The 26,840-nt window shown below is 66.4% G+C and carries 27 protein-coding genes and 1 pseudogene; 15 read left to right on the top strand and 13 right to left on the bottom strand.

Annotation, left to right across the window (positions count from 1 at the left end; translation table 11 throughout):
• Nucleotides 1-100: 100 nt before the first annotated feature.
• The 3 genes from H1R19_RS20275 to H1R19_RS20265 all read left to right on the top strand — a co-directional run bounded on the left by H1R19_RS20275 (nt 101) and on the right by H1R19_RS20265 (nt 1,729).
• Entirely contained in the window at nt 101-1,093 is a 993-nt protein-coding gene (locus H1R19_RS20275) for a ribose-phosphate diphosphokinase (protein ID WP_219849981.1), read from the top strand.
• Nucleotides 1,094-1,120: 27 nt separating this feature from the next.
• On the top strand, nt 1,121-1,270 hold the full coding sequence (locus tag H1R19_RS20270) for a hypothetical protein (protein WP_219849979.1): 150 nt from the start codon (nt 1,121-1,123) through the stop codon (nt 1,268-1,270).
• 129 nt (nt 1,271-1,399) lie between these two features.
• A complete protein-coding gene (locus H1R19_RS20265; RefSeq protein ID WP_219849977.1) occupies nt 1,400-1,729 on the top strand; it encodes an NIPSNAP family protein in 330 nt (109 codons plus the stop codon).
• Nucleotides 1,730-2,206: 477 nt separating this feature from the next.
• Here the strand turns inward: H1R19_RS20265 and H1R19_RS20260 are convergent, their stop codons facing one another.
• The 3 genes from H1R19_RS20260 to H1R19_RS20250 all read right to left on the bottom strand — a co-directional run bounded on the left by H1R19_RS20260 (nt 2,207) and on the right by H1R19_RS20250 (nt 5,146).
• Nucleotides 2,207-3,655: a nicotinate phosphoribosyltransferase gene (locus H1R19_RS20260; protein WP_219849975.1), complete on the bottom strand. Its 1,449-nt coding sequence runs from the start codon at nt 3,653-3,655 to the stop codon at nt 2,207-2,209.
• 203 nt (nt 3,656-3,858) lie between these two features.
• A complete protein-coding gene (locus H1R19_RS20255; RefSeq protein WP_219849973.1) occupies nt 3,859-4,113 on the bottom strand; it encodes a hypothetical protein in 255 nt (84 codons plus the stop codon).
• 400 nt (nt 4,114-4,513) lie between these two features.
• Complete coding sequence (locus H1R19_RS20250) at nt 4,514-5,146, bottom strand: flavin reductase family protein (protein ID WP_219849972.1); 633 nt, start codon at nt 5,144-5,146, stop codon at nt 4,514-4,516.
• 140 nt (nt 5,147-5,286) lie between these two features.
• On the opposite strand from H1R19_RS20250, the gene H1R19_RS20245 reads away from it, so the two are divergent.
• The 3 genes and pseudogenes from H1R19_RS20245 (at nt 5,287) to H1R19_RS20235 (ending at nt 7,850) form a co-directional block, all read left to right on the top strand.
• A complete protein-coding gene (locus tag H1R19_RS20245) occupies nt 5,287-6,012 on the top strand; it encodes a tyrosine-protein phosphatase (protein WP_219849970.1) in 726 nt (241 codons plus the stop codon).
• A gap of 5 nt (nt 6,013-6,017) precedes the next feature.
• Nucleotides 6,018-6,332 (top strand): DUF2470 domain-containing protein, encoded by a 315-nt coding sequence (locus H1R19_RS20240; RefSeq protein WP_188331381.1) that lies wholly within the window; start codon nt 6,018-6,020, stop codon nt 6,330-6,332.
• A gap of 259 nt (nt 6,333-6,591) precedes the next feature.
• A pseudogene (locus tag H1R19_RS20235) lies at nt 6,592-7,850 on the top strand (HNH endonuclease).
• Between the two features lie 304 nt (nt 7,851-8,154).
• Here the strand turns inward: H1R19_RS20235 and H1R19_RS20230 are convergent.
• The 6 genes from H1R19_RS20230 to H1R19_RS20205 form a co-directional block, all read right to left on the bottom strand.
• The gene (locus tag H1R19_RS20230; RefSeq protein ID WP_219849969.1) at nt 8,155-9,399 is read right to left on the bottom strand and encodes an acetyl-CoA C-acetyltransferase; all 1,245 of its coding nucleotides are present in this window, start codon (nt 9,397-9,399) and stop codon (nt 8,155-8,157) included.
• Nucleotides 9,396-11,123 (bottom strand): AMP-binding protein, encoded by a 1,728-nt coding sequence (locus H1R19_RS20225; protein ID WP_219849968.1) that lies wholly within the window; start codon nt 11,121-11,123, stop codon nt 9,396-9,398. Before H1R19_RS20225 ends, H1R19_RS20230 begins: the two co-directional genes overlap by 4 nt.
• On the bottom strand, nt 11,120-11,989 hold the full coding sequence (locus H1R19_RS20220) for an alpha/beta fold hydrolase (RefSeq protein ID WP_219849966.1): 870 nt from the start codon (nt 11,987-11,989) through the stop codon (nt 11,120-11,122). Before H1R19_RS20220 ends, H1R19_RS20225 begins: the two co-directional genes overlap by 4 nt.
• Nucleotides 11,986-12,720 carry a hypothetical protein gene (locus H1R19_RS20215; RefSeq protein WP_219849964.1) on the bottom strand — a complete coding sequence of 245 codons (735 nt, stop codon included), beginning with the start codon at nt 12,718-12,720 and terminating at the stop codon, nt 11,986-11,988. Before H1R19_RS20215 ends, H1R19_RS20220 begins: the two co-directional genes overlap by 4 nt.
• Nucleotides 12,717-13,910 (bottom strand): acyl-CoA dehydrogenase family protein, encoded by a 1,194-nt coding sequence (locus tag H1R19_RS20210; protein ID WP_219849962.1) that lies wholly within the window; start codon nt 13,908-13,910, stop codon nt 12,717-12,719. Before H1R19_RS20210 ends, H1R19_RS20215 begins: the two co-directional genes overlap by 4 nt.
• A 99-nt stretch (nt 13,911-14,009) precedes the next feature.
• On the bottom strand, nt 14,010-14,624 hold the full coding sequence (locus tag H1R19_RS20205) for a TetR/AcrR family transcriptional regulator (RefSeq protein ID WP_219849960.1): 615 nt from the start codon (nt 14,622-14,624) through the stop codon (nt 14,010-14,012).
• A gap of 162 nt (nt 14,625-14,786) precedes the next feature.
• Between H1R19_RS20205 and H1R19_RS20200 the strand changes: the two genes are divergently transcribed.
• The 5 genes from H1R19_RS20200 (at nt 14,787) to H1R19_RS20180 (ending at nt 19,013) form a co-directional block, all read left to right on the top strand.
• Nucleotides 14,787-15,278, top strand: a complete 492-nt coding sequence (locus H1R19_RS20200; protein ID WP_219849959.1) for a nuclear transport factor 2 family protein — start codon at nt 14,787-14,789, stop codon at nt 15,276-15,278.
• 74 nt (nt 15,279-15,352) lie between these two features.
• On the top strand, nt 15,353-15,682 hold the full coding sequence (locus tag H1R19_RS20195; RefSeq protein WP_219851802.1) for a DUF485 domain-containing protein: 330 nt from the start codon (nt 15,353-15,355) through the stop codon (nt 15,680-15,682).
• A complete protein-coding gene (locus H1R19_RS20190; RefSeq protein ID WP_219849957.1) occupies nt 15,679-17,307 on the top strand; it encodes a solute symporter family protein in 1,629 nt (542 codons plus the stop codon). The genes H1R19_RS20195 and H1R19_RS20190 overlap by 4 nt, the downstream gene beginning before the upstream one ends.
• Nucleotides 17,308-17,436: 129 nt before the next feature.
• Complete coding sequence (locus tag H1R19_RS20185; protein ID WP_219849956.1) at nt 17,437-18,123, top strand: hypothetical protein; 687 nt, start codon at nt 17,437-17,439, stop codon at nt 18,121-18,123.
• A 77-nt stretch (nt 18,124-18,200) separates the two neighbouring features.
• Nucleotides 18,201-19,013, top strand: a complete 813-nt coding sequence (locus H1R19_RS20180) for a mycofactocin-coupled SDR family oxidoreductase (RefSeq protein ID WP_219849954.1) — start codon at nt 18,201-18,203, stop codon at nt 19,011-19,013.
• Between the two features lie 11 nt (nt 19,014-19,024).
• Here the strand turns inward: H1R19_RS20180 and H1R19_RS20175 are convergent, their stop codons facing one another.
• Nucleotides 19,025-20,032 carry a LacI family DNA-binding transcriptional regulator gene (locus H1R19_RS20175; protein WP_219849953.1) on the bottom strand — a complete coding sequence of 336 codons (1,008 nt, stop codon included), beginning with the start codon at nt 20,030-20,032 and terminating at the stop codon, nt 19,025-19,027.
• 227 nt (nt 20,033-20,259) lie between these two features.
• Here H1R19_RS20175 and H1R19_RS20170 point away from each other — a divergent pair, with 227 nt between their 5' ends.
• The 3 genes from H1R19_RS20170 to H1R19_RS20160 all read left to right on the top strand — a co-directional run bounded on the left by H1R19_RS20170 (nt 20,260) and on the right by H1R19_RS20160 (nt 23,474).
• Nucleotides 20,260-21,447, top strand: a complete 1,188-nt coding sequence (locus H1R19_RS20170; RefSeq protein WP_219849951.1) for an acyl-CoA dehydrogenase family protein — start codon at nt 20,260-20,262, stop codon at nt 21,445-21,447.
• The gene (locus H1R19_RS20165; protein WP_219849949.1) at nt 21,444-22,583 is read left to right on the top strand and encodes a CaiB/BaiF CoA transferase family protein; all 1,140 of its coding nucleotides are present in this window, start codon (nt 21,444-21,446) and stop codon (nt 22,581-22,583) included. The genes H1R19_RS20170 and H1R19_RS20165 overlap by 4 nt, the downstream gene beginning before the upstream one ends.
• Before the next feature lie 195 nt (nt 22,584-22,778).
• A complete protein-coding gene (locus H1R19_RS20160) occupies nt 22,779-23,474 on the top strand; it encodes a GAF and ANTAR domain-containing protein (protein ID WP_188331366.1) in 696 nt (231 codons plus the stop codon).
• A gap of 21 nt (nt 23,475-23,495) precedes the next feature.
• Here the strand turns inward: H1R19_RS20160 and H1R19_RS20155 are convergent, their stop codons facing one another.
• Nucleotides 23,496-23,942 carry an STAS domain-containing protein gene (locus H1R19_RS20155; RefSeq protein WP_219849947.1) on the bottom strand — a complete coding sequence of 149 codons (447 nt, stop codon included), beginning with the start codon at nt 23,940-23,942 and terminating at the stop codon, nt 23,496-23,498.
• 428 nt (nt 23,943-24,370) lie between these two features.
• On the opposite strand from H1R19_RS20155, the gene H1R19_RS20150 reads away from it, so the two are divergent.
• The gene (locus H1R19_RS20150; RefSeq protein WP_188331364.1) at nt 24,371-25,171 is read left to right on the top strand and encodes a SigB/SigF/SigG family RNA polymerase sigma factor; all 801 of its coding nucleotides are present in this window, start codon (nt 24,371-24,373) and stop codon (nt 25,169-25,171) included.
• A 15-nt stretch (nt 25,172-25,186) separates the two neighbouring features.
• On the opposite strand, the gene H1R19_RS20145 is transcribed toward H1R19_RS20150, so the two are convergent.
• Both H1R19_RS20145 and H1R19_RS20140 read right to left on the bottom strand, forming a co-directional pair.
• The gene (locus tag H1R19_RS20145; protein WP_219849945.1) at nt 25,187-26,365 is read right to left on the bottom strand and encodes a zinc-dependent alcohol dehydrogenase; all 1,179 of its coding nucleotides are present in this window, start codon (nt 26,363-26,365) and stop codon (nt 25,187-25,189) included.
• A 2-nt stretch (nt 26,366-26,367) separates the two neighbouring features.
• The gene (locus H1R19_RS20140; RefSeq protein ID WP_188331362.1) at nt 26,368-26,823 is read right to left on the bottom strand and encodes a hypothetical protein; all 456 of its coding nucleotides are present in this window, start codon (nt 26,821-26,823) and stop codon (nt 26,368-26,370) included.
• Between the last annotated feature and the right edge of the window lie 17 nt (nt 26,824-26,840).

Below are 26,840 nucleotides of genomic sequence, written 5' to 3'. Positions count from 1 at the left end.
CGCAGGGTCTCCGCGCCAAATCTAGAGACGTTTCCATCACAACCGGAATCGAGCAGCCACTCATGCCACTGACGTACTCACTCCCACTACGGAACATCTCATGACCGCGTCCATGCGCGGTGAATCGCAGAAACGGCTGATGATCTTCGCTGGCCGGGCCAATCCGGTGCTCGCCGAGGACATCGCGGACAGGCTCGGAGTCGAGCTGGGGCCGATCACCCTCAAGACGTTCTCCAACGGAGAGGTCTACTGTCGGTTCGACGAGTCGATCCGCGGGGCCGACGTGTTCCTCATCCAGCCGATGTGTGGCAACCCCGAGACAGGGGTGAACACCAACGACGCCCTGCTCGAACTGCTCGTGATGGTCGATGCCGCTGTGGGGGCGAGCGCACACCGTGTGGTGGCGGTGACGCCCTGGTATGGCTACTCGCGGCAGGACAAGAAATCTGCGCCCCGCGAGCCGATCTCGGCGCGAATGGTGGCCCGCACGCTCGAGGCGGCCGGAGTCGACCGAGTCCTCACGATGGACCTGCATGCCGGTCAGTTACAGGGCTTCTTCGGTATTCCCGTCGACCACATGACCGCGCTGATGATGCTCGCCGATCACTTCACCGGGCTCGACGACGACCTGGTGGTCGTCGCGCCCGATGCCGGACGGGTCAAGCTGAACAAGCAGTTCGCCACGCGCATCGGGGCTGAACTGGCGATCCTCGACAAGGAGCGGCCCGCCCAACAGGTCGCCGAGATCACCACGGTGATCGGCAATGTCCGGGGCAAGACAGCGATCATCGTCGACGACATCATCGACACTGCCGGTACGTTGCGAGCGGCAGGTGAGGCGGTCCGGCGCGCAGGAGCCCGTCGAGTGTTCGCTGCCGCAACGCATCCCGTACTCAGCGGTGGTGCGTTCGAAAACCTCTCGAGTTCACCGTTCGAGCGAATCGTCGTGACCGACACCATCCCGCTGCGTCCGGGAGCGCCTGAGAACATCGACGTCGTCTCGTGCGCACCACTACTCGCCGACACCATCAACCGGATCTTCACCAACGACTCGGTCAGCGAAGTGTTCGGCGGCAAAAATCACCTGTTCTGACAAGAGCCCTGGCGGGGGAGAATTGCAGTGTCCGACCGACTCATCGGCGTCCACGACGCCTCGGGCGTGATAGACAGCGCCGGACTGCGGACAGTCTTCGGCAGCTTTCCCAGCGGTATCACCGCGCCGGTCGCTCCGCCGATCAACAGTGAGCCCGCATCGGTGGTGTGCATCTGACTCACGCGCACAATGCGCCATTGGTGTTCTACGCCAACAATTTCCACGGCATCGCCGGGGCCGGTCCGGTCGTGGAACCGGCTCGGAGGGGGCCGAATCAATGACAACACCATTCGAAAGGGCAATACCATGATCTTCGAGATCCGGGACTACGTGGCCGTGCCGGGCAAACTGCCCGCACTCATCTCGCTGTTCAACGAGGTGTCCAAGCCTCTCATGGGCAAGCACGAGCTGGAACTCGTCACCGCGGGGATGACCTGCATCGGAGAAGACGCCTTCAACGGGATCTCCTACACAATCCGGTTCGCCGACCTCGGTGATCTCGACGCCAAATGGTCGGCCTTCCTGTCCGACCCGGTCTGGGTGACGGAGCTGGCCGCTCGGACCGCCGACGGCCCGATTGTCGGGAAGATGACGCGCCGGGTCTTCGACGAAACACCGTTCGGGACCATCGCCTGACAGCTCTGACGAGAGCGCCGGCTGCGAAGGGGATCTGCAGCCGGCGCTCTCACGTTGTGCCGACTCACCCGAATACAAATGTCGCGCAGCGTAGTCCCGGGGTAGTCGGTGCGGAATCGGCCGCGTTCCTGCAGGCGGGTGCCGGGTGTGGCCGAGTTGGAGAGCAGAACGCAGGCCTCACACTGATCGTCATGTCCTCGCGGCTCCGGGCGTGTTGCAGGAACACCTCGAGGTATCCGGTGGAGCCCTTTCCCTCCGGGTCGAGATTGTCGAGATGAGAATACGTATCAAATAGCGAGTGGAACAAGACATCTGAGGTTGCCGGGTTGTCAAGGTCTGGGAACTGGAATCTCTGGTGAGGACTAGAACTTCTGGTCTGGCGGTATGCGGCTCCACGACCGGGCCCCGTCGGATCGAGTCCGGCGGGGCCCTGCGTCGAGCGTTCGTATTCTGTTGTGATGCAGCCCCTATGTCATGTCAGGAGGCCGCGGCGGACAAGGTGCTGGCCACCGAGTTGTAGTAATACTCGGGGGTGGGGCGCTCGCTACGCGCTTTGAGCTCCGAGAACTCCCAGGTCTTGAAGATCTCGCCGTTGCGGAAGATCGGAATCATGACATTGTCTTCGGCCGGGATGGATTCCCGCAGGACCGTGCGGTAGTCACCGTCGATGTACTGAAGCGCCAGGCGGCCGGCCTTCGAGTGCTTCATCGAACTGCCTGTCGGCTTCTTGGCGATACCCTTCCACTCGCCGCTGATGCAGACCGCGCTGGCCTTGTAGCCGAAGTTCAGGGTGTCGCGGGTGACGGCCTGCAGGAGCCCGGCGCCCATGCCGCACAAGATGTTGTCTGCGGCGAGGCCCCGACGTTCGAGTTCTGCGTAGATGCCCGCGAAGGCCTGGAGGTCGAGGCCGTCGCCCTGCACGACGCGCACGTTCGGCGGGAGGAGTTTGAAGCCCTTGGAGTTGGTGCTGGAGCCGAGGCATTCCATCAAGGTTTCGACGGTCTCGACCGGAGTGATGATCGGGTCACCGGAATCGCAGCGGACCGCGACCAGCCCGGGGTAGGACAGTACCTCGTCCTTGAGCTCGGTGCCGATGATGTTCCTGACAGCGTTGTGGTGGTCGTAGGTGTCCGCCAGCAGGCCGACCACGCCGGCTTCCTTGTCTTTCAGCAGCATTCGGAATGCGTCTGTCTCATGCTCAGGGCCGAACGAGGACGTGTTGGAGTGCTCGAGGAACATCGAGGCGCCGGCGGGGGACTTGTCGGCGTTGTAGTAGTACTGGGCCGCGATGAACCCCGCCATGGTGTCGGACTGGTCGAAGTTGACCAAATGGGCCATACCGCCGAGCCCGGCGGATTCCATCGAGTTCGAGCCGCGGGCGCCGTAATCGTGGAGGTAGAGGCGCGCGGTTTCGGCGGGAGAGTCGGAGGTGCGCTCGAGTGCACCGTTGATGGCCTGCCTGGCCTGCCAGCTGATCGTGCCGACGGTGCATGGATACCAGAGGGCCCGCTGCAGTGCACATTCGACGAAGCTGACGAGCCATGCGTACTTCGGGTCGGTGTTGACGACCTGCATCATGACGTTGCGGATCGGCACGACAGTGCCCTCGGGCACTGCTTCGATCTCGAGGGGCAGATAGCCGCCATGGTCCTCGATGAGATCGAGCCACGCCTGCCTGGGGAACCGCGCGTTGTGGCCGGTCACGATCTTCTCGGCGGCCTCGACGTCCTCGATCGTGATCGGATGCGTCAGGTACTCCTTGAGAAACGCCTGCAGGCCGACGAACATCGCGGCGCCGTAGGGGCCGCCTCGCGACTCCAGATACGCCGAGGCGTACTCGGTGCCTTCGGGATACATGTAGTACATCGAGTTCTTGTTGGCGTCGGCATTCACCATGATGTTGCGAAACAGGTTGGAACCACCCATTTTTCTTGCCTTCCTGAGATTCGACGAGCCGGACAGTGCAGTCGACGCAATCGCGTCGGCGTTGTTGCCTTGACGCAGGGTATAGAACCGTTTCTATTCGAGGTCGGATTGACGTTGGACTCCATCGGCCACCGCCGTTTGACTGTTGGGAAGAAGCTAATCGAACCGGGTTACGCCGATGACGTCGATAGGCTTCGATTGCGTTAAATTGCGCCGGCGTGCGTGGTGATCTGGGCCCATTCGGGGGTGTGGAGGCCTTCGGGGCGGGCCGGGTTCGAATTCCGCTCGATCCATGTGGGATCAAGCCGCACAACATCTTCGCGCACTGTTCCGATCCCGTGAAGCCGGAGAATGCCGGCGAGGTATGGCAGTAGTGCAGGATGGGTGACGATCTTGACGCCATCGTCGCCGACGTCGATGACCTCGACCTGGTTGCTGGCTCGGACGTACACGATCATGCCGAACTCCGTTTCGTTTCTGTGGCGTCATCGATGTTCTTCGGGACCGCGCATCGGGCGCGCCGACCGTGGTGGTGAGCTCTGATTCGCATCGTTTCTACTGCCACCATCGACCGCCGCTTGGTGGCCGCGGTCGGTGCGCAGGACGACGGCCTGATCACCTGTCGAGGCAACCCGGATGGAACGGCGATCGGGCGAAGAAACGTTTCTATTGATCCCGTTCCACGCGATGGCGTCGTGATCAAATGGTAGGCACCACTTGCAGGGGCAACAAGTCGAAGCGCGTTTCGAGAATGTAAAACTGTCGACGGCAGCCGCAGGTTGCTTCAACTCTTGCGATGGGCCGCGCGGCAGAGACGCCGAGGCCCGAGCCAAGCCACGCGGAGACAGGAGAGACGGGCTACCGCGTAGCGGGTTTCGGCCTCTTCATGAAGCGATGGTGCTCGGCGCTGGGCAAGTAGTAGTCGCCCACGCCGCCCGCGCGGAGCAGCGGACGCGCACCGGCGGTGTCGAAGGTCTGGTCCTCGGTGAGGAGGTCGGTGGCGATGTGGATCTTGACGACCTCACCCAGCACCATCCAGGTGTCGACGGATTCCCCTGCAGCAGTGCGCAGTTGGAAGGACTGGCTCACCCGGCACTCGAAGCTGACCGGACTCTCGGCGACGCGCGGCGGCGTGACGAGGTCGGAGTCGAGTGGCGTCAGGCCGGCCACGACGAACTCGTCCTCGTCGGCCGGTACCGCGGCGGAGGTGGCGTTCATCTTTTCGCCGAGTTCGTCGGTCGCGAGGTTCCACACGAACTCGCCGGATGTGGTCGCGTTCGCGAGGGTGTCCTTGTATCCGATACTGGCGAAGCCGACGATCGGCGGCGTGTAGTTGAACAGGTTGAAGAAGCTGTACGGCGCAAGATTGCGGACGCCGTCGTCGGAGACGCTCGAGATCCAGCCGATCGGACGGGGCGCGACGATCGCATTGACCGGGTCATGGGACAGTCGGTGGCCCTGCGACGGCTCGTAAGAGTGGTACTGCGTCACCGAGGTCCTCCTGGATGTGGTGGGGGCGGCGAATCCGGCGGGTGATCGCCACGGTACGTCAGCCGCCGTCGGCCGGTGAGAAGGGCGCATGGGTATCGTGATGGGCGCCTCACCACTGCCACACGACGATCGGGAACGGTGTGACACTCTCATCCGACGCTGAGCTCCGGACCTTCGCCAACATTCGCGATCTCGGCGGCATGCCGGTCGCCGGCGGACGTTCCACCGCGCACAACGTCCTGATCCGCAGTGATGCGCCGTACCCCGGCGATGACGCCCCCGACGGGCTGCCGTGGCCGCCCGCCACGGTCGTCGACCTCCGCGACCCCACGGAGTTGGGCAGCATGGCGGTGACCTGGCCCCGCGGCGTGCGCGTCGTTCATCGCCAGGTGTCCTCGGGCGCCCGCATCGACCGCCTGGCGGACACGGCACTCCTCGAGATCTACACCGCGATGATGCGCACGGGCGGGCATCGCCTGACCGCGGCCCTCAATGCGTTCGATCCCACCGGCGCGACACTTGTGCACTGCGCCGCCGGCAAGGACCGAACCGGCGTGATCGTCGCCATCGCGCTGCTGCTCGCCGGCGTCGACGAGTCGTCGGTGATCGCCGACTACCAGCGCACTGAGGAAGGCATCGCGGGCGTCTTCGCACGGCTACGCGAACGCCGGCGGATTCCGGCCGGGACAACCCTCGATGCACCCATCCTGCGAACGCCCCGAGAAGCCATCGAACTGGTCGTCGAGGACGTCACCGGTGCGTCCGGCGGTGCCTGGGGATGGTTCGAGGCCAACGGCGGGGATGCCGAGCACTTCCGTCGGTGGGTGGACGTCTTCACACCGGCGACGGCCGCGGACGGCCGGTGACGGGGATGGGTCACGAGGTTGCCGCGGAGGGATCGTTCCCCGAGGACGTGGTCGCCGCCGTCCTGGCGCACATGAACGACGATCATGCCGACGATTCGTTACTCATCTGCCGAATGCTCGGCGAGCGGCCGGATGCCACCGCTGCGGTGATGACGGGGTTCGACCATGAGGCCGCGATGTTCGAGGCAACGGTGCCGGGCGGCGTCGTCCCCATCCGGATCGGTTGGGGCCGGCCGGTCCGCGACCGCGGAGATGTCCGCGTCGCGGTCGTGGCGATGTTCCGTGCGGCGCAGGAACGTTCGGGAACTGCTCCTTCCTGAGTCGTCACCCTCGGATCTGTGGAGGGGGCTCTCGAAGGTGCTGCGCCGGAGCGCCACGCGTGCCCGGGACAAACCTTTCCTGACATTCCTCGGTTGGTACAGAGGGGCGCTATTCGAGTGGATTCGAGCACTTTCTGATGCAGGTGGTTACTCCTGTGACGAAAACGGTCAGTATCGCACGTGTTTGTCTCACATCCCGAGATTCTGAACCTGCTGTGGCGCAACGGAATCCCTGTGGAGAGTTCTCACCATCGCTCAAATGTTCGGCTACCTTGGAGTCATGCCCGAACTCGCCCACCTCCTCGATTCCCTCATCGAGACGACGCTCCCCGCAGACGACTCCACCGGTCGCGCGACGTTCACCGAGCTGGATACCCTACGGTTGATGCGTAACGCGGTTGAGCACCAGATCGTGGTGCGCGCAGCCGAACTCGCGCGATTGCGCGTGGCTGAACGCAGCCACTCCACCCTGTCGAAACTGTTGATCGAGATGGGATTCGCACCCGCGGTCGCCGCGCGCATCGTGCGGAGCGTCGACGGGCTGGGTGGGTTGCCGAAGGTCGCCGGCCATGCTGCGGACGGGCGCCTGTCCAGCGAGATCGCCGACGCCATCATCCGAGGGATCGCCCACATCGAACATCGGTCCCCACAGATCTTTCCGACGACGAGGTGTCGGTCTTCGAGACCGAACTACTCACCCAGGCCCTGTCTGGGGCCACACCCGCCGAAGTGCTGGCCCGAGCACACACACTCGGCAACATTGTCGCCGACGCCCACGGAGGTATCCCTGCCGCCGAGGACCGCGCACTCAACAGCGTCTCCCACGCCCTCACCGACGACGGCCGCGTCGAGATCAACGCCGACCTCACCCAGGTCATCGGCGAGAAGTTCATCGCCATGATCGACGAACGCTCCACACCCCGACCCGAACCCGACGGCGCCGACGACCGCCGCTCACCCGAACAACGACGCGCCGACGCCTTCGAACTCATCCTCGACCAGGCCGTACTCGGTGCCACCCTCGACACCGCCGGAGCGCCACGCACCCAGCTGATCCTCACCATCCCCGCCGACGCCACAGACATGAGCGCGCTCCCGTGGACCGGCACCATCACCGACGCCACCGCCCGCGCCCTCTCCTGCGACGGGACACTGACCGAAGTCATCATCAACGCCGACACCGTCCCGCTACAGATGGGACACGACAAACGAATCTTCCCGCCTCACCTGCGCAAGGCCGTAGTCATCCGGGACCGATGCTGCATCAAATGCGGTGCACCACCGTCACATACCCAGGTACACCATCTGCGGCATTGGGCCGACGACGGGGAGACGTCCCTGGACAACGGATGTCTGCTCTGCCAGCGTTGCCACACCCAGGTCCACCACAACGGCTGGGACGTCGTCCTCGGCTTCGACCGGAATCCGTGGTTGATCCCACCGGTCGACATCGACCCACAACGCCGACCGCTACCTGCCTACAACCGCCGCACCATGAGACTCGACGACGCCGCCTGACAGACCACACTCTTGCGGCAGTATGAGCCGCATACCGGACCATACTGCCGCAACAAGCGTTCTCGAAAACCGGGACCGCGCACGACCATTGACAACTCCACAGCGTGAAAGAGTGCCCCGGGTATGGAGCCCGGGTCACCAGGTGGATTCGACACGGCTCAACCGGCCCGGGCGCGACCACTACCGCCCGCCGAACCGAGGCCACCTGACCGGCTCCACCGTCTGGGGCGCTTGTTGCTCGCGGCGTTCGTGGCGCACTTCTCCCCGGCATGGTGCAGGCACCGGCAGATCGGTGTGCAACGAGTCAGGCGGTCGTCCGTTCGAAGATCGCTGTGAGTCCTTGTCCGCCACCGATGCACATCGTCTCGAGTCCGAATCGTGCTTCGCGGCGGTCGAGCTCGCGGAGCAGCGTGGTCAGGATGCGGACACCGGTCGCGCCGACGGGATGGCCCAGCGAGATACCGGAACCGTTCACGTTGGTGCGGTCGAAGTCGGCGTCGGTGAACTCCCATTCCCTGGTGACTGCGAGTGCCTGGGCGGCGAACGCCTCGTTCAGCTCGATGAGATCGATGTCGGAGAGTTCCAGCCCGGCCCGCGTCAGCGCCTTGGCCGTCGACGGGACCGGGCCGATGCCCATGACCTCGGGTCCGACACCGGCGACGGCCCAGGTGACCAGCCGTGCCAGCGGCTGGAGTCCCAGCTGTTCGGCAACGGCGCGCGTGGTGACGAGACACGCTGCCGCGCCGTCATTCTGACCGCTGGCGTTGCCCGCGGTGACGGTTGCATCCGGGTCGCTCCTGCCCATGATCGGGCGGAGGCGGGCCAGGGACTCGAATGTGGTGTCGGCACGGGGGTGTTCGTCGCGGTCGATGATCTTGTCGTCACCCTTGCGTTGGGGGACCGGCACCGGAACGATCTCCTCGGCGAACCTGCCGCTCTCGATGGCTGCCACGGCACGACGATGTGACTCCACGGCGAGCTCGTCCTGCTCCTGCCGCGAGATCGAGTACTGGCGCCGCAGGTTCTCCGCGGTCTCGAGCATGCCGCCGGGGACCGGGTGATTCTTGCCGCCCGCGGTGACACGGCCGCGGGCAAGCCGGTCGTGCAGCGCGGCGGGTGCGCCCTTGGCCCCCCAGCGCATCGACTCGGTGTAATACTCTGCGCGACTCATCGATTCGACACCGCCGGCGATCACCACGTCGGCGACGCCGGTCTGGATTCGCATGGCGGCGTCGAGCACGGCCTGCAGACCCGACCCGCACCTGCGGTCGAGCTGCGAGCCTGGCACGGTGACCGGCAGTCCGGCATCGAGCGCGGCGACACGTCCGATGGCGGGCGCCTCACCGTTGGGGTAGCACTGGCCGAAGATGACGTCGTCGATCCGTTCCGGGTCGACCTTGGTGCGCGACAACAATTCGGTGATCACGTGTGCGGCCAGGTCGGTGGCCGGGACGTCGACGAACGAACCGCCGTAACGGCCGACCGGCGTCCGCAGGGGTTCGCACACCACCACGTCGTGGGCGCCGGGGGATGCGATGCTGGAGGTCATTGCGGTAATCCTTTGCGATAGTCCACTTCCTGTCCGGCCCACTGCTGCGCCCAGTCGCGCAGTTCGACGGCCCGGATCTTGGTGCCGTTCCCGCCGACCGTGGTCGGCATCCTCTCGATCACATGCACCGCGGCCGGCACCTTGAAGGCGGCGAGATTGTCTCGACACCAGGCCTTCAGCGCGGTGGCGTCCAGATCAGCGGTCGGATCGACCGGTACGACGAACGCGATGGCCTCGGTGTAACCACCGGGGCCGTTGATTCCGACCACCTTGGCGGTCTGGACCTCGGGATGTTCGGCGAGCCGGTGTTCGATCTCCGCCGGATCTACGAGGAAACCTCTCAGCCGCAACACATCACCCATACGGCACACATACCTGAACCCGCCGTTGTCGAGTGCGCGTGCCAGGTCGCCGCTGCGGAACCAGCCATCGGCGGTGAAGGCCCGTGCGGCCGCATCCGGATTGCCCAGATACGCGTCGACGACGTTGGGGCCGCGGAACTGCAGCTCGCCCTCCTCGCCGACGCCGAGGACGCGGTCGTCGATCGGGTCGGCCACGCGCACCTCGATGGCCTGTTCAACCGGCCGGCCACCCCCGTTCCAGCGCACCGACTCCGGGTCGTCGGACGACCACAGCAGGGCGAGCGCGAAGACCTCCGAGGAACCGAAGACCCCGGTCGTCTGTGCGCCGCCCTCCGCCAATGCCCATCGCGCGATGTCATGCGAGCGGCCGAGGAAGTCGGCGATTCCCAACCAGCGCAGCGACGTCAGGTCTGTACGCGGGCCGGAATGCCACGTGTCATACAGGCGGCCGAAGAGGTCGTCGCCGCCGACGATGTGGGTGACGCCGAGCGCCTCGACGCGCTCGAGTGTGGCCGCAGCGTCGAAGACGGGTTCCATGAGTATCGCGGCGCCGCCGGCGAGTCCGGCCAACGCCGTGCTGAATCCGAACACACCCGACACCGGCAGTACGCCGAGGATCACGTCGCCCCCGCGGACACCCATGATGGTGGCGTCGGCGTATGCGTGACGGGCCACGGCACTGTCCCGGTGCGCGGCGAGTTTGGGCGTACCGGTGGAGCCGGAGGTGGTGAAGGCGACCGCGAGCTCGCTCACATCGGCGGTGATCTGACCGGCAGGGGTGGGCATTGCCGTGACCGGCGTCGCGGGCACAAGACTGCCTGCGGTGTCGCCGCTTCCGGCCACCCAGGCGCCCGCCCCGAGGTCGAAGGCGCTGGGGTCCGAATTGCTCGGCTCGGCAGCAGTTGCTGCTTCGTGTGTACCGGCGGGACCCGGCACAACCGCGACGACGGGCATCGGGTCGGCAGCCGCACTCGCCTCGCGCAATGTGCCGAAGATGTCGAGACCGTGGAAGCTCGCCGGGACCGCGACCACCGCGGGCCGGGCGGCGGTGAGGATGTGGGCGACCTCGCCGACGTTGTAACGGGTGTTCACGCCGATGATGTGCGCACCGAGCGCCGACGCCGCGAACTGCCACACCAGGGCGTCGGACCAGTTGGGCAGGTACACCGCGATGCACTGTCCACGGCGGAGTCCGACGGCGGACAACTCGTCTCGTAGGGACTCGGCGCGGGCGGCGAAGTCGGCACGGGTGGTCGGCACGGTCTGGCCGGCGACGACGTCGTAGACAGCCGGAGCGTCCGGCGACGACTCGACCAGATGGGCCAGCATCCCGGTCAGTGAGTGGTGGGTGGTGGTGGTCATCGGACTGCCTCCGTTGTCGCCGCCCGCAGTGTGCTCAGCCAGTCGTGGGCGCGGGCCCCGAAATCGGGCAGCTCCTCCATCGGGTAGTGCCCGTAGCCCGCCAGTTCGGTGAATTGCGCCGGTGGACCGTCGAGTTGGTCGATCTCCTCGGCCGCACGGCGCGCGGCGTCGACGCTGATCCACGGATCGTCTGCGCCGCAGATCATGTGCAGCGGGCAGGTGAGGTCGCCGATCCGGTCGCGGACATCGTGGCTGCCCCAGCCGATGAGGTCCGACGACGAGATCTCGGGGTCCTCCCGCTTGTGCATGAGTCCGATGAGGTGCGCCTGTGCGGCCGGGACCGAACGACCCACCGAGGCAAGACTTCCCAGATAGGTGCGGTCGGCACGTGCCGGGGCGGCGACATCCTCGAGTTCGCGGCGCAATCCGGCGATCTTGACCCGACCGGGCCCGGCCTCGGCGGCCATCGCGATCGCGCCGGCCAGCGGGTAGTCGGGACGCATCGACAACTCGAGAGCGAGCTTGCCGCCGATCGAACATCCGATGACGTACGGACGCTCGATGTCCAGCCGCCGCAACAGGATCGTCAACCAGTCGGCGTAGTCGACGAGGCTGGTGACCGGTCCGGTGGGGCAGGGTTCGGACCGGCCGTGCCCGGGCAGGTCCGGCACGACGACGCGGTACCCGAGGTCAGCGAGTTGTTGTGCCGCGCGACGCCATTGGACGCCGCTCTGGCCGGCGGTGTGGATGCAGAGCACTGTGGGTGCGTCGGCGTCGGTGTCGGCGTCACCGGTGACGCGGTCGGCGCTGACGAGCTCGACGAATGCCAGTGCGCCCTCGATGTCGAGGTAGCGTGCCTCGATCATGAGTGCGCCTCCTGGGCCATCGCGCGTGCATGGTGGATGATCGCGTGGAGGGGTTTGGTGAGTCGCAGATACTCGTAACCGTTTCCGGACGAGGAGAACTCGCCGCGCAGGGCTCGCCGCATGAAGTCGTCGTCGACACTGAGCATCAGGTCCACCCACGTGTCCGCGGGTGCCTCGAAGGTGAAGGTGGCACCCAGCAGCGTGCGGCGGGTGACGTCGATGACCCGTCCTTTGTAGACCCGCAGGTGCACTTCACGGGCGCCGCAACGCAGGCCGATGGTGCCGTCCCAGGTGGAGACCGACGAGGTGAACGCGTCATCGGCATGCAGCCGATCCCGTAGGGCCGCCGCCCATTCGACGCTGCAGAAGTCCAGCGAGGGAACGGGTTCGACGCGAGTTGCGCTCCGCCAGGTCTCGGTCCCGGACTCGCGCACCTGACCGGCGTCGTCGATGAGTCGGATGTGACGCTCGATGCCGTCGACGGCGACGCGGGTCACGACGGTGGTGACCTGGACGCGATCGACGGTGGTGATCCGGTTGTCCACCGACCAGTTGAGAGTTGTTCGCTCCGCGTCGGGGATCGGGTCGGTGAGCAACCCGGCCAACACGATGCCGAATGACTGGGAGCCGGGGGGAACCGTCAGGCCGTCGCGTTCCAGGACGTCGGCGGCGATCTGGGGGCAGGTGTCGGAGCGATCGCCGACCCGGACTGCTGCGGTGGCGGTGCTCATGAGCCGGTCCGCCCGAGCAGCTCGTCGGAGATGATCCGCATCTGGATCTCGCTGGTGCCCTCGAAGATCTTCGTGAGACGTGCGTCGCGCCAATGCCGTTCGACCTGGAAGTCCGTGGTGTAACCGGCTCCGCCGTGGATCTGGACGGCCTCGCTGGTGACGCGTTCGGCCATCTCGGTGGCGACGAGTTTGCACATCGACGCCTCGAGCGAGCAGCGCCGGCCGGTGTCGATGTCGGTGGCGACGGAGTACATCAGCGCTCGTGCGGCCTCGATGTCGGCGGCCATCGTGGCGATCTTGAAACGCAGGTGCTGGAAGTCGGCGAGCTCATGACCGAACTGCCGGCGGGTGTGCATGTAGGCGAGGGAGTCCTCGAGCGCCGCCCGGGCCAGACCGATGGCGCGGGCGGCGGTGTGCGCACGGCCCACCTCCAGTCCGCTGACCGCGAGGTAGAAGCCCTTGCCCTCCTCGCCGAGCATGCGGTCGGCCGGGATGCGGAAGTTGTCGAAGGACAGTTCCCAGGTGCTCCAGCCGAAGTAGCCGATCTTGCGGACCTTGGTACCCGAGATGCCTTCGGGGAAGACACCGCGTTCCTTCTCGACGAGGAACGCGCTGATCCCGCGGTGCGGTTTGGCAGGGTCCTTGACCGGGTCGGTGCGGGCGAACAGCACGAGGTAGTCGGCCTCGTCGGCGTAGGTGCACCACATCTTGGTGCCGTTGACGACCCAGTCGTCGCCCACACGGGTTGCGCGGCAGGAGATGTTGGCGACGTCGGAGCCGGCTTCGGCCTCCGACAGTGCGTACGCACCGAGATAGTCACCGCGGGCGACGCGGGGCAGGAGTGCGGCTTCCTGTTCGGGGGTGAAGCCGCCGCCCATGCCGTTGCCGCGTGCGAGCAGGCCGGACACGCTCATCCAGGCGCGCGAGAGCTCCTCGGCGACCAGGCAGTACTCGAAGACGCCAAGACCGAGACCGCCGTACTCCTCGGGGATCATGATGCCGAAGAAACCGACCTCGGCCATCGCCTTCTTGAGGGTGTCGGGAATGGTGCCCTGGACCGGGTCGAGCTCGTTGGCGACAGGCAGGACCTGCTTCATCGCGAAATCGCGGGCGAGGTCGCGAATCGCGAGGCGGTCCTCGGTGAGGTAGCGCGGACTGTCGGTACGCGGTTGTGACGGCCGGTGGGTCATGGCCAGCTCCTTGGGACGTGGCGTCGGGACCAGGGCAGAGAGTGGGGTCCCGCTCGGATTAACGCTCGTTCACCATTAGAGCATCGGTCCTGCGTCGGGTCAATGTGTTGGCGCGGGTTCGCGGTATCCGACCAGGTTCAGTGCGTACCCGGCGTAGTCGGCGGCGACCTGCGCGGCCGACCGTGGGCCGTCCGGGCGGAACCACACCGGGATGCCCGCGCACATCAGCAGCACCGCGGTGACCGCCTGGTGTACGCGATCGATGTGAAATAACCCCTGTTCGACTGCGTTTTCGGCGATCTCGATGAACTGGGCTTCCTGGGCATCGCGGGATCCGACGACGCGCTTGCGGTCGATCTCGCCGAGGTAGCGCAACTCGGTGTTGGCGACCAGGCACTCGCGAGGACGTTCTGCGGTGTACAGCGCGTGGGCGTCGACCGCCGCCCGCCACTGCGCCACCGGATCCTTGCCGGCACGGCGGATCGCGTTGCGCGTCGCCGTGAACTGCTCGTCACTGGCCTGACGCAGGATCTCGACGAGCAGATCCGACTTGTTCTCGAAATGGTTGTACACGTTCGCGGCGCTGCAACCAGCACGATTGCCGATTGTGCGCATCGTCGAGCCGTGGAATCCGGCAGTGAAGAACTCGTCCAGCGCGGCGTCGAGGATGCGATCCCGTGAGGCGGTGGTCGCCGAAGGCGATCGGGTGTTCATGTTTACAGCGTAGGGCGGGGAGCTGTCACCAGCAACGACCCGATCCGAGGTGCTGTTGACGGCGGCGATCTGAGGCCTCTATGGTGCGAGTCACATGAACAAGCGTTAATAACCGGTGTGCCTGGCGGGCTGCGAGGCACCGAACATCTTGGAAGGACGTTCATGACTGGCATGGATGCGGACCTCGAGGCGCGGTTGACGCGCCTCGAAGACCTGGAGACGATCCGCGCGCTCGACGCCCGGTACTGCCGTCACCTCGACGACGGGAACTGGGATGACCTGATGACACTGTTCACCGAGGACGGGGAGTTCGACGGGCTGTCGAACCCGCGGGGGAAGGTCGAGATGCGGGCGTTCTTCGCCGGGCTCGCCGAAGGCGGGCTCACCTCGTTCTGGCATTTCATCACCAACCTCGAGATCGACATCGACGGCGACAAGGCCGTCGCGCGCTCGTTCCTCTGGCAGCCGTGCGTCCTCGACGGTGAGGCCTCCATCGCCGCCGGGCGCTACACCGACACCCTCGTCAAACGCGACGGGCAGTGGCTCTACCGAGTGAAGAAGGTTCGGTTCCATTTCTTCGGACCGCTCACCGACGGTTGGGACGAGAATCAGTTCGCGCTGGACTCGGCGCGCGCCGCGGCGGTGAACCCGTGACCGATCTGCACGTGCCGGAGGCTTCCCCGGCGCCATCGACCCAGAAGCCATCGATACCGGTGCGCTGGACCGACATGCTGGCTCTTCCCGAGATCGCCGAACTGCGTCGTCGACGCCGCACGGTCACGCTGGGACTGGGCCTGGCCACCGTCGGCCTGTTCGCCGCCTTCATCATCGGGTTCGCCTACTTCCCGGAGACCCTGGGGGCCACACTGATCGGCGGGATCCCGTTGTCGCTCTGGGTGGTTCTGGTCGAGTTCGTCGGCACCTGGGTGCTGGTGTTCATCTACTTCCGCCTGTCGCGCGGCTATCTGCAGCCCGCGGCCGACGCGGCGAGCACGGCGGTCACCTCCGCCATCGCCGCCTCCGAGCGTGCGGTTCTCTCGAAGGAGCATTCGGCATGAACGGTGACACCGACTTCCTGGCCATCGCCATCTGTGTGGCGGTCATCTCGCTGACCCTGTGGATCACCTTCGCCGTCGCCCGGCGTTCGCGCAGCGCCGACGGCTTCTTCGCCGCGGGTCGTTCCATCTCGAGCTGGCAGAACGGCTTTGCGATCTCCGGCGAGTTCATCTCGGCCGGCAGTTTCCTGGGCACCACCGGCCTGATCTTCTACAAGGGCGTCGACGGCACGGTCATCTTGTTCACCTCCGTGATCTCGTTCATCCCGGTCCTGCTCCTCCTCGCGGAGAAGATGCGCAACATCGGGAAGTACACGATCGGTGACGTGCTGGTGTTCCGCACCGAGGCCCGGCGCGTCCGTGTGGCAGTCGCCTTCAGCACGGTGGCAACCGGAACGTTCGTGTTGCTGGCCCAACTGGTCGCGGCGGGAACACTGCTCCAGGCGATCGCCGGGATCCCGTTCTGGCTGTCGGTCCTCGTCGCCGGAATACTCATGGCCGTCTATGTTTTCGTCGGCGGCATGGTTGCCACCACGTGGGTGCAGATCATCAAATCCTCCATTCTGGCCGTCCTCGCCGCGGTGATCGCGCTGGGTGTGCTCGCGAAATTCGGCTTCAGCCTCCCGCTGCTGTTCTCCTCGGCCACCGACCACGCGGTCGAGGGTGACGCGATCTTCACGCCCGGCGTGATCTTCGGCGACGGCGGGACGATCAACCTGATCTCCTACGCACTCACGTTCGCGCTCGGCACGGCGGGCATGGCGCACATCCTGATCCGATTCTTCACCGTGCCGGAGGCAGGCACTGCGCGTCGCTCGCTGGGCTGGACCGTGGCGCTCTGCAGCATGTTCTATCTGATCGTCGTCCTCATGGGATACGGCGCGGCGGCTGTGCTCGGTGCGAACGGTGCCGAGAAGGTCGGTCCCGGTGGCAATCTCGCGGCCCCAGTGCTGGTGACCGAACTCGGTGGTGGTGCGGGAACCCTCGGCGGTTCGCTGGCACTGGCACTCGTCTCGGCGGTGGCCTTCGCCTCGATCGTCGCCGTGGTCGCCGGCGTGGTGATCAGCGCGGCCGGCACCTTTGCCCGTGATGTCTGGCCGTCGCTGGTCCGATCACGCCGCGGCCCGGCGATCGACGAGGCACATGTCGACGTCGCCGAGGCGGTGGACGAGGATCAGCAGGCGCGCATCGCCCGTTACGGCGCAGTGGTGTTCAGCATCTTCGCCATCGGTCTCACCCTGCTGATCGGCGACGACACCAACATCACCTACTTCATGGGGATGGCGTTCATGGTGGCCGGCAGTGCACACCTCCCGGCGCTGGTGCTCAGCCTGAGCTGGCGACGGTTCACCGCGGCCGGGGCGATGTGGGGAATCCTCACCGGTCTCATCTCGACGATCGTCACCCTGATGCTCACCGACGCGCTCTGGATGGGCAGCGGCGACGCACCCCTGAACATCCAACTGCCGGTGATCATCACGTTGCCGCTGAGTCTGATCGCGTGCGTGGCGGGATCGTTGATCTCGGGCCACAAGAAGGCCGACCCCGGCTACGACGACGAGAAGTTCGCCGAGATGATCGTGCGGGCCGAGACCGGCATCGGCGCCGAAGTCGCGTCGTCGCACTGAGATCGGCCGCACCACGGGGCGGGCCGCACCACGGGGCGGGCCGAACCACGGGGCAGGCCGCACCCCGCGGGGTTCCGCTCGCGCGGCGTGTCGGCGCGAGCGGGACCAGGACTGAGCGATAGTGGCCTGATGTGGAGACAGGTGATCGGGTTCGCCGTGTTCGGTGGAATTGTCGCGACTTTCGGGGCGGCGATGGCCAGGGGGAGCAGTCCGTCCGGGGTTGCCGACTTCGGGATGGTCTGGGGTTCTGGGTATTCCACGAGCTTCGGCGGAGTCTCCGGTGGCGGATCCGCACTGGTTGTCGCGGCCGTCGTCGGTGCCGTCGTCGGACTGCTCGGGGCGTGCCTGCTGTGGGTGGTGGGCCTGAGGGTGACCGCCCCGACCGGCGCCTACATCGGCCGGGTCGTCGCGGCCGGACTGATCGGGGTCGCACTGGGACTGACGCCGACGCTGATCCTGCTGGCCACGTCGTTCGCCGGTGATTCCGGCGGTGACGTACCGTACCTGCTCATCTATGCGATCAGCGCCGTGCTCGGCTACGGGCTCGGGGTCGCCGCCGTCTTCGGTGTCCTCCGCGCATCCGGCGACGGGCTCATACGGGCGACGGTGATCGCCACCGCGATCGTGCTGCCCGTCGGCGGATGCGCGGCAACGTTCGCCGGAGCGGGTGTCGCGGGGTGGCTCGGCTACACGACCACCACGTCCACGTGGGTGGCCACGATCCTCGTCGTCGTGATGGTCCTGGCCGCGACGTTCGCGATCGCCCGGGGGTGGGCGCTGGGCCGTGACCCCGGCCGGCCCGTCGAAATCCCCTGACTTGTCGTCGTCATCGGTAGTGTCCGGCGGAACAGATCGACGACGGCAGCCGCCTGGGCGGCAAGGGGAGTTCGGCAGTGGCGCGTTTGGCAGGCAAGGTCGCGTTCATCACCGGCGTCGCGCGCGGACAGGGACGCGCGCATGCGGTACGACTGGCGAGCGAGGGTGCGCAGATCATCGGCGTCGACCTGGCGGGGCCGCTTCCCGGGGTGCCGTACGACTCGGCCACCGAGGAGGATCTCGCTCAGACGCGACGGCTGGTGGAGGAGCAGGGAGCGAGGGCGATTCTCACCCGATGTGACACCCGTGATCTCGACGGGTTGACCGTTGCGGTGGCCGACGGGGTCGCGGCACTCGGCGGTCTCGACGTGGTGGTGGCCAACGCGGGAATCTGCATCCCCCAGACGTGGGATGAGGTGACCCCACGGAGTTTCGCCGACACCATCGACATCAATGTGACCGGCGTGTGGAACACCGTCACCGCATCGGCGCAGCACCTCATCGCCCGCGGCGGGGGCTCGGTCATCCTGACGAGTTCGCTGGCAGGAAAGAAGCTGCAGCCCTTCATGGTCCACTACACGACCAGCAAGCATGCACTGGTCGGGATGTCGCGGGCTTTCGCAGCGGAACTGGGCCGGCACAACATCCGCGTCAACACCGTCCACCCGGGCGCGGCGATCACCCCGATGGGTTCGGGACAGATGGTCGCGCGCATCGAGCAGACCAATCAGGCCAATCCGCGATTGGCCGGGATGGGCATGACCTTCCTCAACCAGTTCGCCGCCGAGGCCGAGGAGGTGGCGAATGTCGTCGCGTTCCTCGCGTCGGACGAATCGGCGTTCATCACCGCCGAGGAGATCTCCATCGACGGTGGTGCGCAGCACTTCTGAGATCTCCGAACTCACGTACTCCCGCGGACCACGAGTTCGACGGGCAGACGCCGGGATTCGACGTCGCGTCCCGCCGTCAGGTCGAGCAGGCAGCGGACCGCGGTCTCGCCGATCTCGCGGGCGGGGGAGCGGACCGTCGTCAGCGGGACGGGTAGCTGTGCGGCGATCGGGATGTCGTTGTAGCCGATGAGGGCCAGGTCTTCGGGGATGCGCAGGCCGAGATCGCGTGCGACACCGAGGACTCCGACGGCGATGGTGTCCGACACCGCGAAGATCGCCCGCGGGCGGTCCGGCGCGTCGAGCAGGGCGTGGCCGGCCGCGATGCCCCCGTCGACCTCGAAGGTCGAGGGGACGATCCGGTCGTCGGGCAGCGTGATCCCCGCCTGCCGGACCTCCGCGCGGAAACCGGCGAGGCGGTCGGTGGCTGTCGTGGCATGCCCCGGTCCGGCGATGACGGCGAGGTCGGTGTACCCGCGGTCGAGGAGATGGCGGGCGGCGAGGTGTCCGCCGCGCACATCGTCGCCGCCGACGAACGGCAGTCCGGCATCGCCGTGACGGGTCAGGGCGAGCATGGGAATCGCGCCGATCCTCAGCGAGGAGATGAACTCGTGTCCCGGCCGGTGCAACCCGCTCAGCAGCAGGCCGTCGACCTGACGGCCGACGAGCAGCTCGATGGCCCGGCGTTGTGCCTCTGGGTCATCGGGCGGGCTCGACAACAGCACGGAGTACCCGGCACGGGTGGCCTCCTGTTCGATGCCCTGGTAGGTCGTGGCGACCACCCCGTCGGTGAGACGCGTCATCACGACGCCGAGCGTGGTGGTCTTGCGGGTGCGCAGGCTGGCCGCCCAGAAGTTGCGCTGGTAGCCGAGCTCGTCGGCGACCTCGCGGACGCGCAGTGCCGACTCCGACCATCCGTCGGCGGGCTCGGCCTGGCGGAGCACCCGTGATGCCGTCGACACGTGGACACCGGCGCGCTGCGCGATCTCCTTCAGCGTCGGCGTGCGCTGCCCATCGGCCACGCTGTTCCCCTCGCTTGTCTCGCCCCGGTTGTCAGTGCCGTGGTCATGGGTGCCCCGGCTGTCCCTGCCGCGGGTTGTCCCCGCGCATTGACGTCCGGCGTCGGAGCACCTACCTTAGTCCATGCAAACGTTCTCGCAAACGTTCTCACAACGGTTCGTGCCCCGTTCGAGGAAGCGCTCTCGATCGTGCTCGACCTGGTTACGCGCCCGACGCCCCGGAGGTCTTGATGTCTCGCCCCAGTACCCTGCCGCAGCTCTTCGCACTCGACTCGCTGCTCGATCCCGACGAGATCGCCATCCGCGACACCGTGCGGGACTTCGCGACCTCGCGACTGCGGCCGCACATCGCCGACTGGTTCGAGGACGCGAAACTGCCCGCCCGCGAGATCGCCAAGGAACTCGGCAGCCTCGGCGCGCTGGGTATGCATCTGGAGGGCTACGGCTGCCCGGGTATGAGCGCGACCGCGTACGGCCTGGCCTGCCTCGAGCTCGAGGCGGTGGACTCCGGCATCCGCAGTCTCGTGTCCGTGCAGGGATCGCTGGCGATGTTCTCCATCCACCACTGGGGCTCGGAGGAGCAGAAGAACGAGTGGTTGCCGCGGATGGCCGCAGGTGAGGCGATCGGATGCTTCGGCCTGACCGAGCCCGACTTCGGGTCCAATCCGTCGGGGATGCGCACCAACGCCAAGCGCGACGGCGGTGACTGGCTGCTCAACGGCACCAAGATGTGGATAACCAACGGATCGATCGCCGACGTCGCGGTCGTGTGGGCTCAAACCGACCTCGCCGACAGCCCCGCAGGCATCCGCGGCTTCGTGGTCCCCACCGACACTCCGGGATTCTCCGCGCCGGAGATCCACAAGAAGATGTCGCTGCGCGCCTCGGTCACCTCCGAACTGGTCCTGGACAACGTGCGTCTGCCCGAGTCGGCGATGCTGCCGAAGGCGCAGGGGTTGCGCGGCCCGCTGACCGCACTCGGCGAGGCTCGTTTCGGCATCATCTTCGGGGCCATCGGCGCGGCCCGCGACTGCCTCGAGGTCGCCATCGACTACGCCCGGACCCGCGAGGTCTTCGACAAACCGCTCGCCGGCTACCAGATCACCCAGACCAAGATCGCCGACATGGCGCTCGAGGTCGGCAAGGGGCATCTGCTCGCCTACCACCTCGGCCGTCTGAAGGATCGCGGGGAGATCACCCCCGAACAGGTGAGCACCGGCAAGCTCAACAACACGCGCGAAGCCATCAAGATCGCCCGCGAATGCCGGACCATCCTCGGCGCCGCAGGCATCACCCTCGAGTACCCGGTCATCCGGCACGCCAACAACCTGGAGTCGGTCCTCACCTACGAGGGCACCTCCGAGGTTCACCAGCTCACGATCGGTCGCGCGCTGACCGGCCAGGCAGCCTTTCGGTGACTCCTCCCTGCAGCGGTGCCCTCGACGGACTCGTCATCGCGGACTTCGGACGGGTGCTCGCCGGGCCCTACGCGACGATGCTGCTCGCCGATCTCGGCGCCGAGGTGGTCAAGATCGAGCGGCCGGGTGTCGGTGACGACACCCGGTCGTGGGGACCGCCGTGGGTCGGCGAGGCGTCGTCGTACTTCCTCTCGGTCAACCGCAACAAGCGGTCGGTGGCGATCGACCTGTCCGATCCGGTCGGTCTCGAGGCCGCCCGCCGGCTCGTCGACCGCGCCGACGTGGTGGTCGAGAACTTCATGCCCGGCACGATGGACCGTCTCGGACTCGGCTACGACGACGTCGCCGCACTCAACCCCGGCCTCGTCTACTGTTCGGTGACCGGCTTCGGCGGCAACAATCAGCTACCCGGCTACGACCTGCTGATCCAGGCGGTCGGCGGACTGATGAGCATCACCGGGCCCGATCCGCACACCCCGACGAAAGTCGGTGTCGCGGTGGTCGACGTGATCACCGGATTGCATGCGGCCGTGGGCATTCTGTCGGCGCTTCGGCACCGCGACCGGACGGGCGAGGGGCAGCGTGTCGAGGTCAACCTGCTGTCGTCGTTGATCTCCGCGCTCGCCAACCAGTCGTCGGGATATGTCGCCGCCGGAGTCGTGCCGACGGCGATGGGCAATCGGCATCCGAGCATCGCACCTTATGAGGTGTTCAGCACCTCCGACCGGCCGTTCGTGCTGGCGGTGGGCAACGACCGGCAGTTCACCGCGCTGTGCGAGGTGCTCGGCCGGCCCGGACTCGCCGCCGACGCGAAGTACGCGACCAACAGTGCTCGGGTGGCCAATCGTGAAGAGCTGGTACGCATTCTGAACGAAGCCCTGGCCGCGGATACCGCTGACCACTGGTTCGACGCACTGACCGCCAAACGGGTGCCGTGCGGTCCGCTCAACGACATCGCCGATGCCATCGCGCTCGCCGAGCGGCTGGGGCTCGACCCGGTCGTCACGATCGACGACCCGAACCGCGAGGCGCCGGTCAGGCAGGTGGCCAACCCGATCCTGTTCAGCGCGACCCCGCCGACCTACCGGTCGGCACCGCCCCTGCTCGATGAACACGTGGCGACCGGCCCGGTCTGACACCGCCGTCCCGAGCAGATCGCGCGATGGTGGAGACGAGCCGGACGGGCAGATGCGTGCGCACGGCTCCAGGCCGGGTCGGCCCGGTCGGCATCAATCGACTCGGCCGTACAGTCGGCGAGGAGGGGTTACGGTGGGGTTCGGGCCGAGCCGGCACCGGGTGGTGCGGAAAGCGCGGACACGAGAGGAGTGAGGATGAACTCACCGGTCGAGGACGAGGGCGATGTGCACCTGCGTATCGCAGAACTCGCGCGTGAACTGCACAACGGTCAGGGTGCCGACGACCGGCAGATCGCGTCCGCAGTCGTGCAGGCAGCGGTCATGGACATCCCCGGCGCCGAGCATGCCAGTCTGACGGTGGCGAGCAACCGCAGATCCATCGAGTCGTTTGCCTCCACCGATCCGCTCGCACTGCTGCACGATCAGATCCAGTCCGAGGTTCTCGAGGGCCCGTGTATCTCGGCCGCGCTTCATGACCGGATCGTGCGCATCGATGACTTGGAGAGCGAGACCCGGTGGCCGGCCTACCGTGCTCGGGCACTCGCAGAGACCTCGACGCGGTCGACGCTGTCCATCCAGATGTTCACCAGCCAGGGCGCGATCGGCGCGCTCAACCTCTTCGCGGACAAACCGCACGCCTTCGATCTCGAAGCCGAGGACATCGGCGTCGTGTTCGCCACGCATGCCGCGTTGGCGTGGAACTCGATGAGAAAAGACCAGCAGTTCCACAGTGCGCTGGCCAATCGTGACGTGATCGGCCAGGCCAAGGGGATGCTGATGGAACGGTTCGGGATCGACGCCATCGGAGCGTTCGACCTCATGAAGAGGCTCTCGCAGGACTCGAACACCAAGCTTGTCGAGATCGCCCGTAAGATCACCACGAGCAGGTGACTCCGAGCGTCCCGAGAGCTCTTAGTCGGCGTCGGCGAGTTCGACGGTACTTGGCCCGACGCCGTCCTCGGTGAGCGCGCGTTCGGCATCTTCGATCGCCGCATATGTTCGAACAAAGCGTGCCATTCCGCACAGCTCCAGGGGCCGGGTGATGCTGCGACCGCCGACGAGTACCACGGGGATCGCGCGCTTGCCCGCGTCGTCGATGAACGACCGGAGCAGAACGAGTCCGACGGTGCCGAAAAAGCTGATCTTGGAGAAGTCGAGGACGATGCCGTCGACGGTACCGCTGATGACCCGGTCCAGAGCGGCCGCGAAATCGGCTGCCGAATCGCGATCGACGCTTCCCGAAAAGCCCTGCACGCAATAGGATTTCGGCGACACGAGCTGATGCGCATGGGCATCGGAGGCGGAAACGGCTGCGGCGTCGAAGGCTGAGCGGAACGAGGTCGACGAGGAGAGACTCATGATGTTCTCGATTCGGTGAAGTGTATTGGCCGGCCTGTTGGTCGGCGAGAGACCAAAAGCTTTGGCGCCGGGCCGTATCGGCCGGTACCCCAAGTTCACGATCGTCCGCGACGGGAGATTGGCCGTGTGGGTGCTGGATAGCAGAGGAGCCCTGGGCGCCCTACCGCTTCTGATGCAGCTTCTACCTTGAACCGCGTTCATCACCCTACGGGTCCTTGCCTCGGCTCACAAGAGGGGGCCCACCACCGGCGCTGTGTACAGGGTCGACGCCGCCATGCGGCACCGGGGGACCGGCTGGACGTCTCGCGTCGAGCGTGGTTGGCTTGAGCACGATGCATGTTCAGACGCGTGCCTGCATCGATCGATACTGATGCTGCGAAAATCTGCGCATCGGTCTTCATCGAGATTGTAAATGTCTGGTGGTGAGAATGGCGTCACGTGAGCGCGGCGACCACGACGATTACGGCGACGTGGCACCCGCTCTGCGATCCATGCACGACGAACCCGACGACGATCGGCGCGCACAGCTCCGAGACGTGATCATCGAGCGGTGCCTACCGCTCGCCGATCACGTCGCCCGGCGGTTCTCCGAGCGTGGTGAGCCCATCGACGATCTTCGCCAGGTGGCCCGGATCGGATTGATGCACGCGATCGACCGTTTCGACGTCGAGCGCGGAAACAATTTCCTGGCGTTCGCGGTCCCCACGGTGATGGGGGAGGTCAAGCGGTACTTCCGCGACAGCACCTGGTCGATCCGAGTGCCTCGTCGCGCTCAGGAGGCATCGCTGAACATCGCCAAGGCGAGTGAGGAACTGCTGCAGTCGCTGGGGAGGTCGCCGCGACCGAGCGAGCTGGCCGAACACCTGGGGATTCCCGTTGCCGAGGTGATCGAAGGGATGGTCGCCCGCTCGGCGTACACGGCCAGTTCCATCGACGCCGAGACCAGCGCGTCAGCCGACGGCTGGACCCTTGCGGACACTCTCGGCGACGACGACGAACGTCTGGAACTCGTGGAAGAGTTCGTGACCCTGCAGCCCGCGCTCGAACGTCTCACCGACCGTGAACGCACGATCCTCACCCTGCGGTTCTTCAAGTCGATGTCGCAGAGTGAGATCGCACGTCACGTCGGGATCTCGCAGATGCACGTGTCCCGATTACTGACGCGCATCCTCGAGAACCTGCGGGCCGAGGTCGTGGTCGACGAGTCCGAAGAGACCGCCGACGCCTGACTCGCCCACTGGCACTCAGGGTTTCAGAATCACCTTCACGGTGCCGTCGGTCTTGCGCTGGAAGGCCTCATAGGCCTCGGGTGCCTTGTCGAGCGGGAGCTCGTGCGTGGCGAAGGTGTCGACGCCGAGGGGATCGTCGTCGGTGAGCAGCGGCATGATGTCCTCGACCCACCTCTTCACGTTCGCCTGACCCATGTGGAGCCGGATCTGCTTGTCGAACATCGTGAGCATCGGCATCGGATCAGCTGCGCCGCCGTAGACCCCGGACAGCGAGATCGTTCCGCCGCGCTTGACGATGTCGATCGCGGAGTACAGCGCGCCGAGACGGTCGACGCCCACCTCCGACATCGTCTTACGTGCGATCGCGTCCGGGAGAAGACCGACGACGCTCTGCATCGCCTTGTTCAGCGGAGAACCATGGGCCTCCATGCCGACGGCGTCGATGACCGAATCGGTACCCAGGCCGCCGGTGAGGTCACGGATCGCGTCGCCGACGTCATCGACCCCGTCGAGGTTCACCGTCTCGATTCCGCGGACCTCGGCGCGCGCCAGACGTTCGGGGACACGGTCGACGCCGATCACCCGCGCACCCTGGTGCGCCGCGATGCGTGCCGCCATGTCGCCGATCGGTCCGAGGCCGAGCACGGTCACCGTTCCGCCACGCGGGATCTCGGCGTAGGCGACGGCCTGCCATGCCGTCGGCAGGACATCCGACAGGTAGACGTATCGCGAGTCGGGGTTCTCGTGGGGCACTTTGATGTGGGTGAACTGCGCCTGCGGTACGCGCAGGTATTCCGCCTGTCCGCCGGGCACCGAACCGTAGAGCTGGGAGTAGCCGAAGAGTGCTGCGCCGGTTCCCTGTTCGGTGACCCGCGTGGTCTCGCACTGGGTCATGAGTCCGTCGTTGCAGAAAAGGCAAGACCCGCAGGAGATCTGGAAGGGGATGACCACGCGGTCGCCCACGCGGAGATCTCCGGTCTCGGTGCCGACCTCCTCGACGATGCCCATCGGCTCGTGGCCGAGGATGTCACCGGGATCCATGAACGGGCCGAGTACTTCATAGAGATGAAGATCCGAGCCGCAGATATTGGTCGAGGTCACCTTGATGATCGCGTCGGTGGGTTCGATGATCTTCGGATCGGGGACGGTGTCGACCGACACGTGTCGTTTTCCCTGCCACGTCACTGCGCGCATGTTCAGGCCTTCCTGTCGTCGTGTCCGTGGTCGTCGTGTCCGCCGCTGTCGTGTCGTGCGTCCTCACGCCCGCGTTCGTGCTTGCCCGCGTGGTCCACCGGGAAGCCGTGAAAGCGTTCCTCGTAGCGCTCGGCCTCCTCGGCGGTGGTCTCGGGCTGGATCGGATCCTGGTGGGCCCGATCGCCGTCACCGGCTGCGCGTTGACGCAGCAGTACTCGACTGGTGATGAGCAGTCCCACCGCGAGCAGGCCGAAGACCACTGCGGCCACGGCGAGCCACACCGTGCCGTCACGGTCGCTGGCGCCGGCGGCGATCGCTGTGGCGGCGGCGACCAACATCAGTCCCAGGCAGAGGAATCCGAGCAGGCCGAGGGCTTTCAGGCCCCGTGACTTCCGTTCCGGGCGTCGGGCTATGGCCTCGCGTGAGGCCACCTCGCGGTCGGGTGTCAGATCTGGCATGAGTGAACTCCCTGATG

Origin of the sequence: Gordonia jinghuaiqii, from assembly GCF_014041935.1 — a bacterium.
Taxonomy (GTDB): domain Bacteria; phylum Actinomycetota; class Actinomycetes; order Mycobacteriales; family Mycobacteriaceae; genus Gordonia; species Gordonia jinghuaiqii.
The sequence above is the reverse complement of the archived record's forward strand: the minus strand, read 5'-3'. Positions and strand labels throughout refer to the sequence as shown.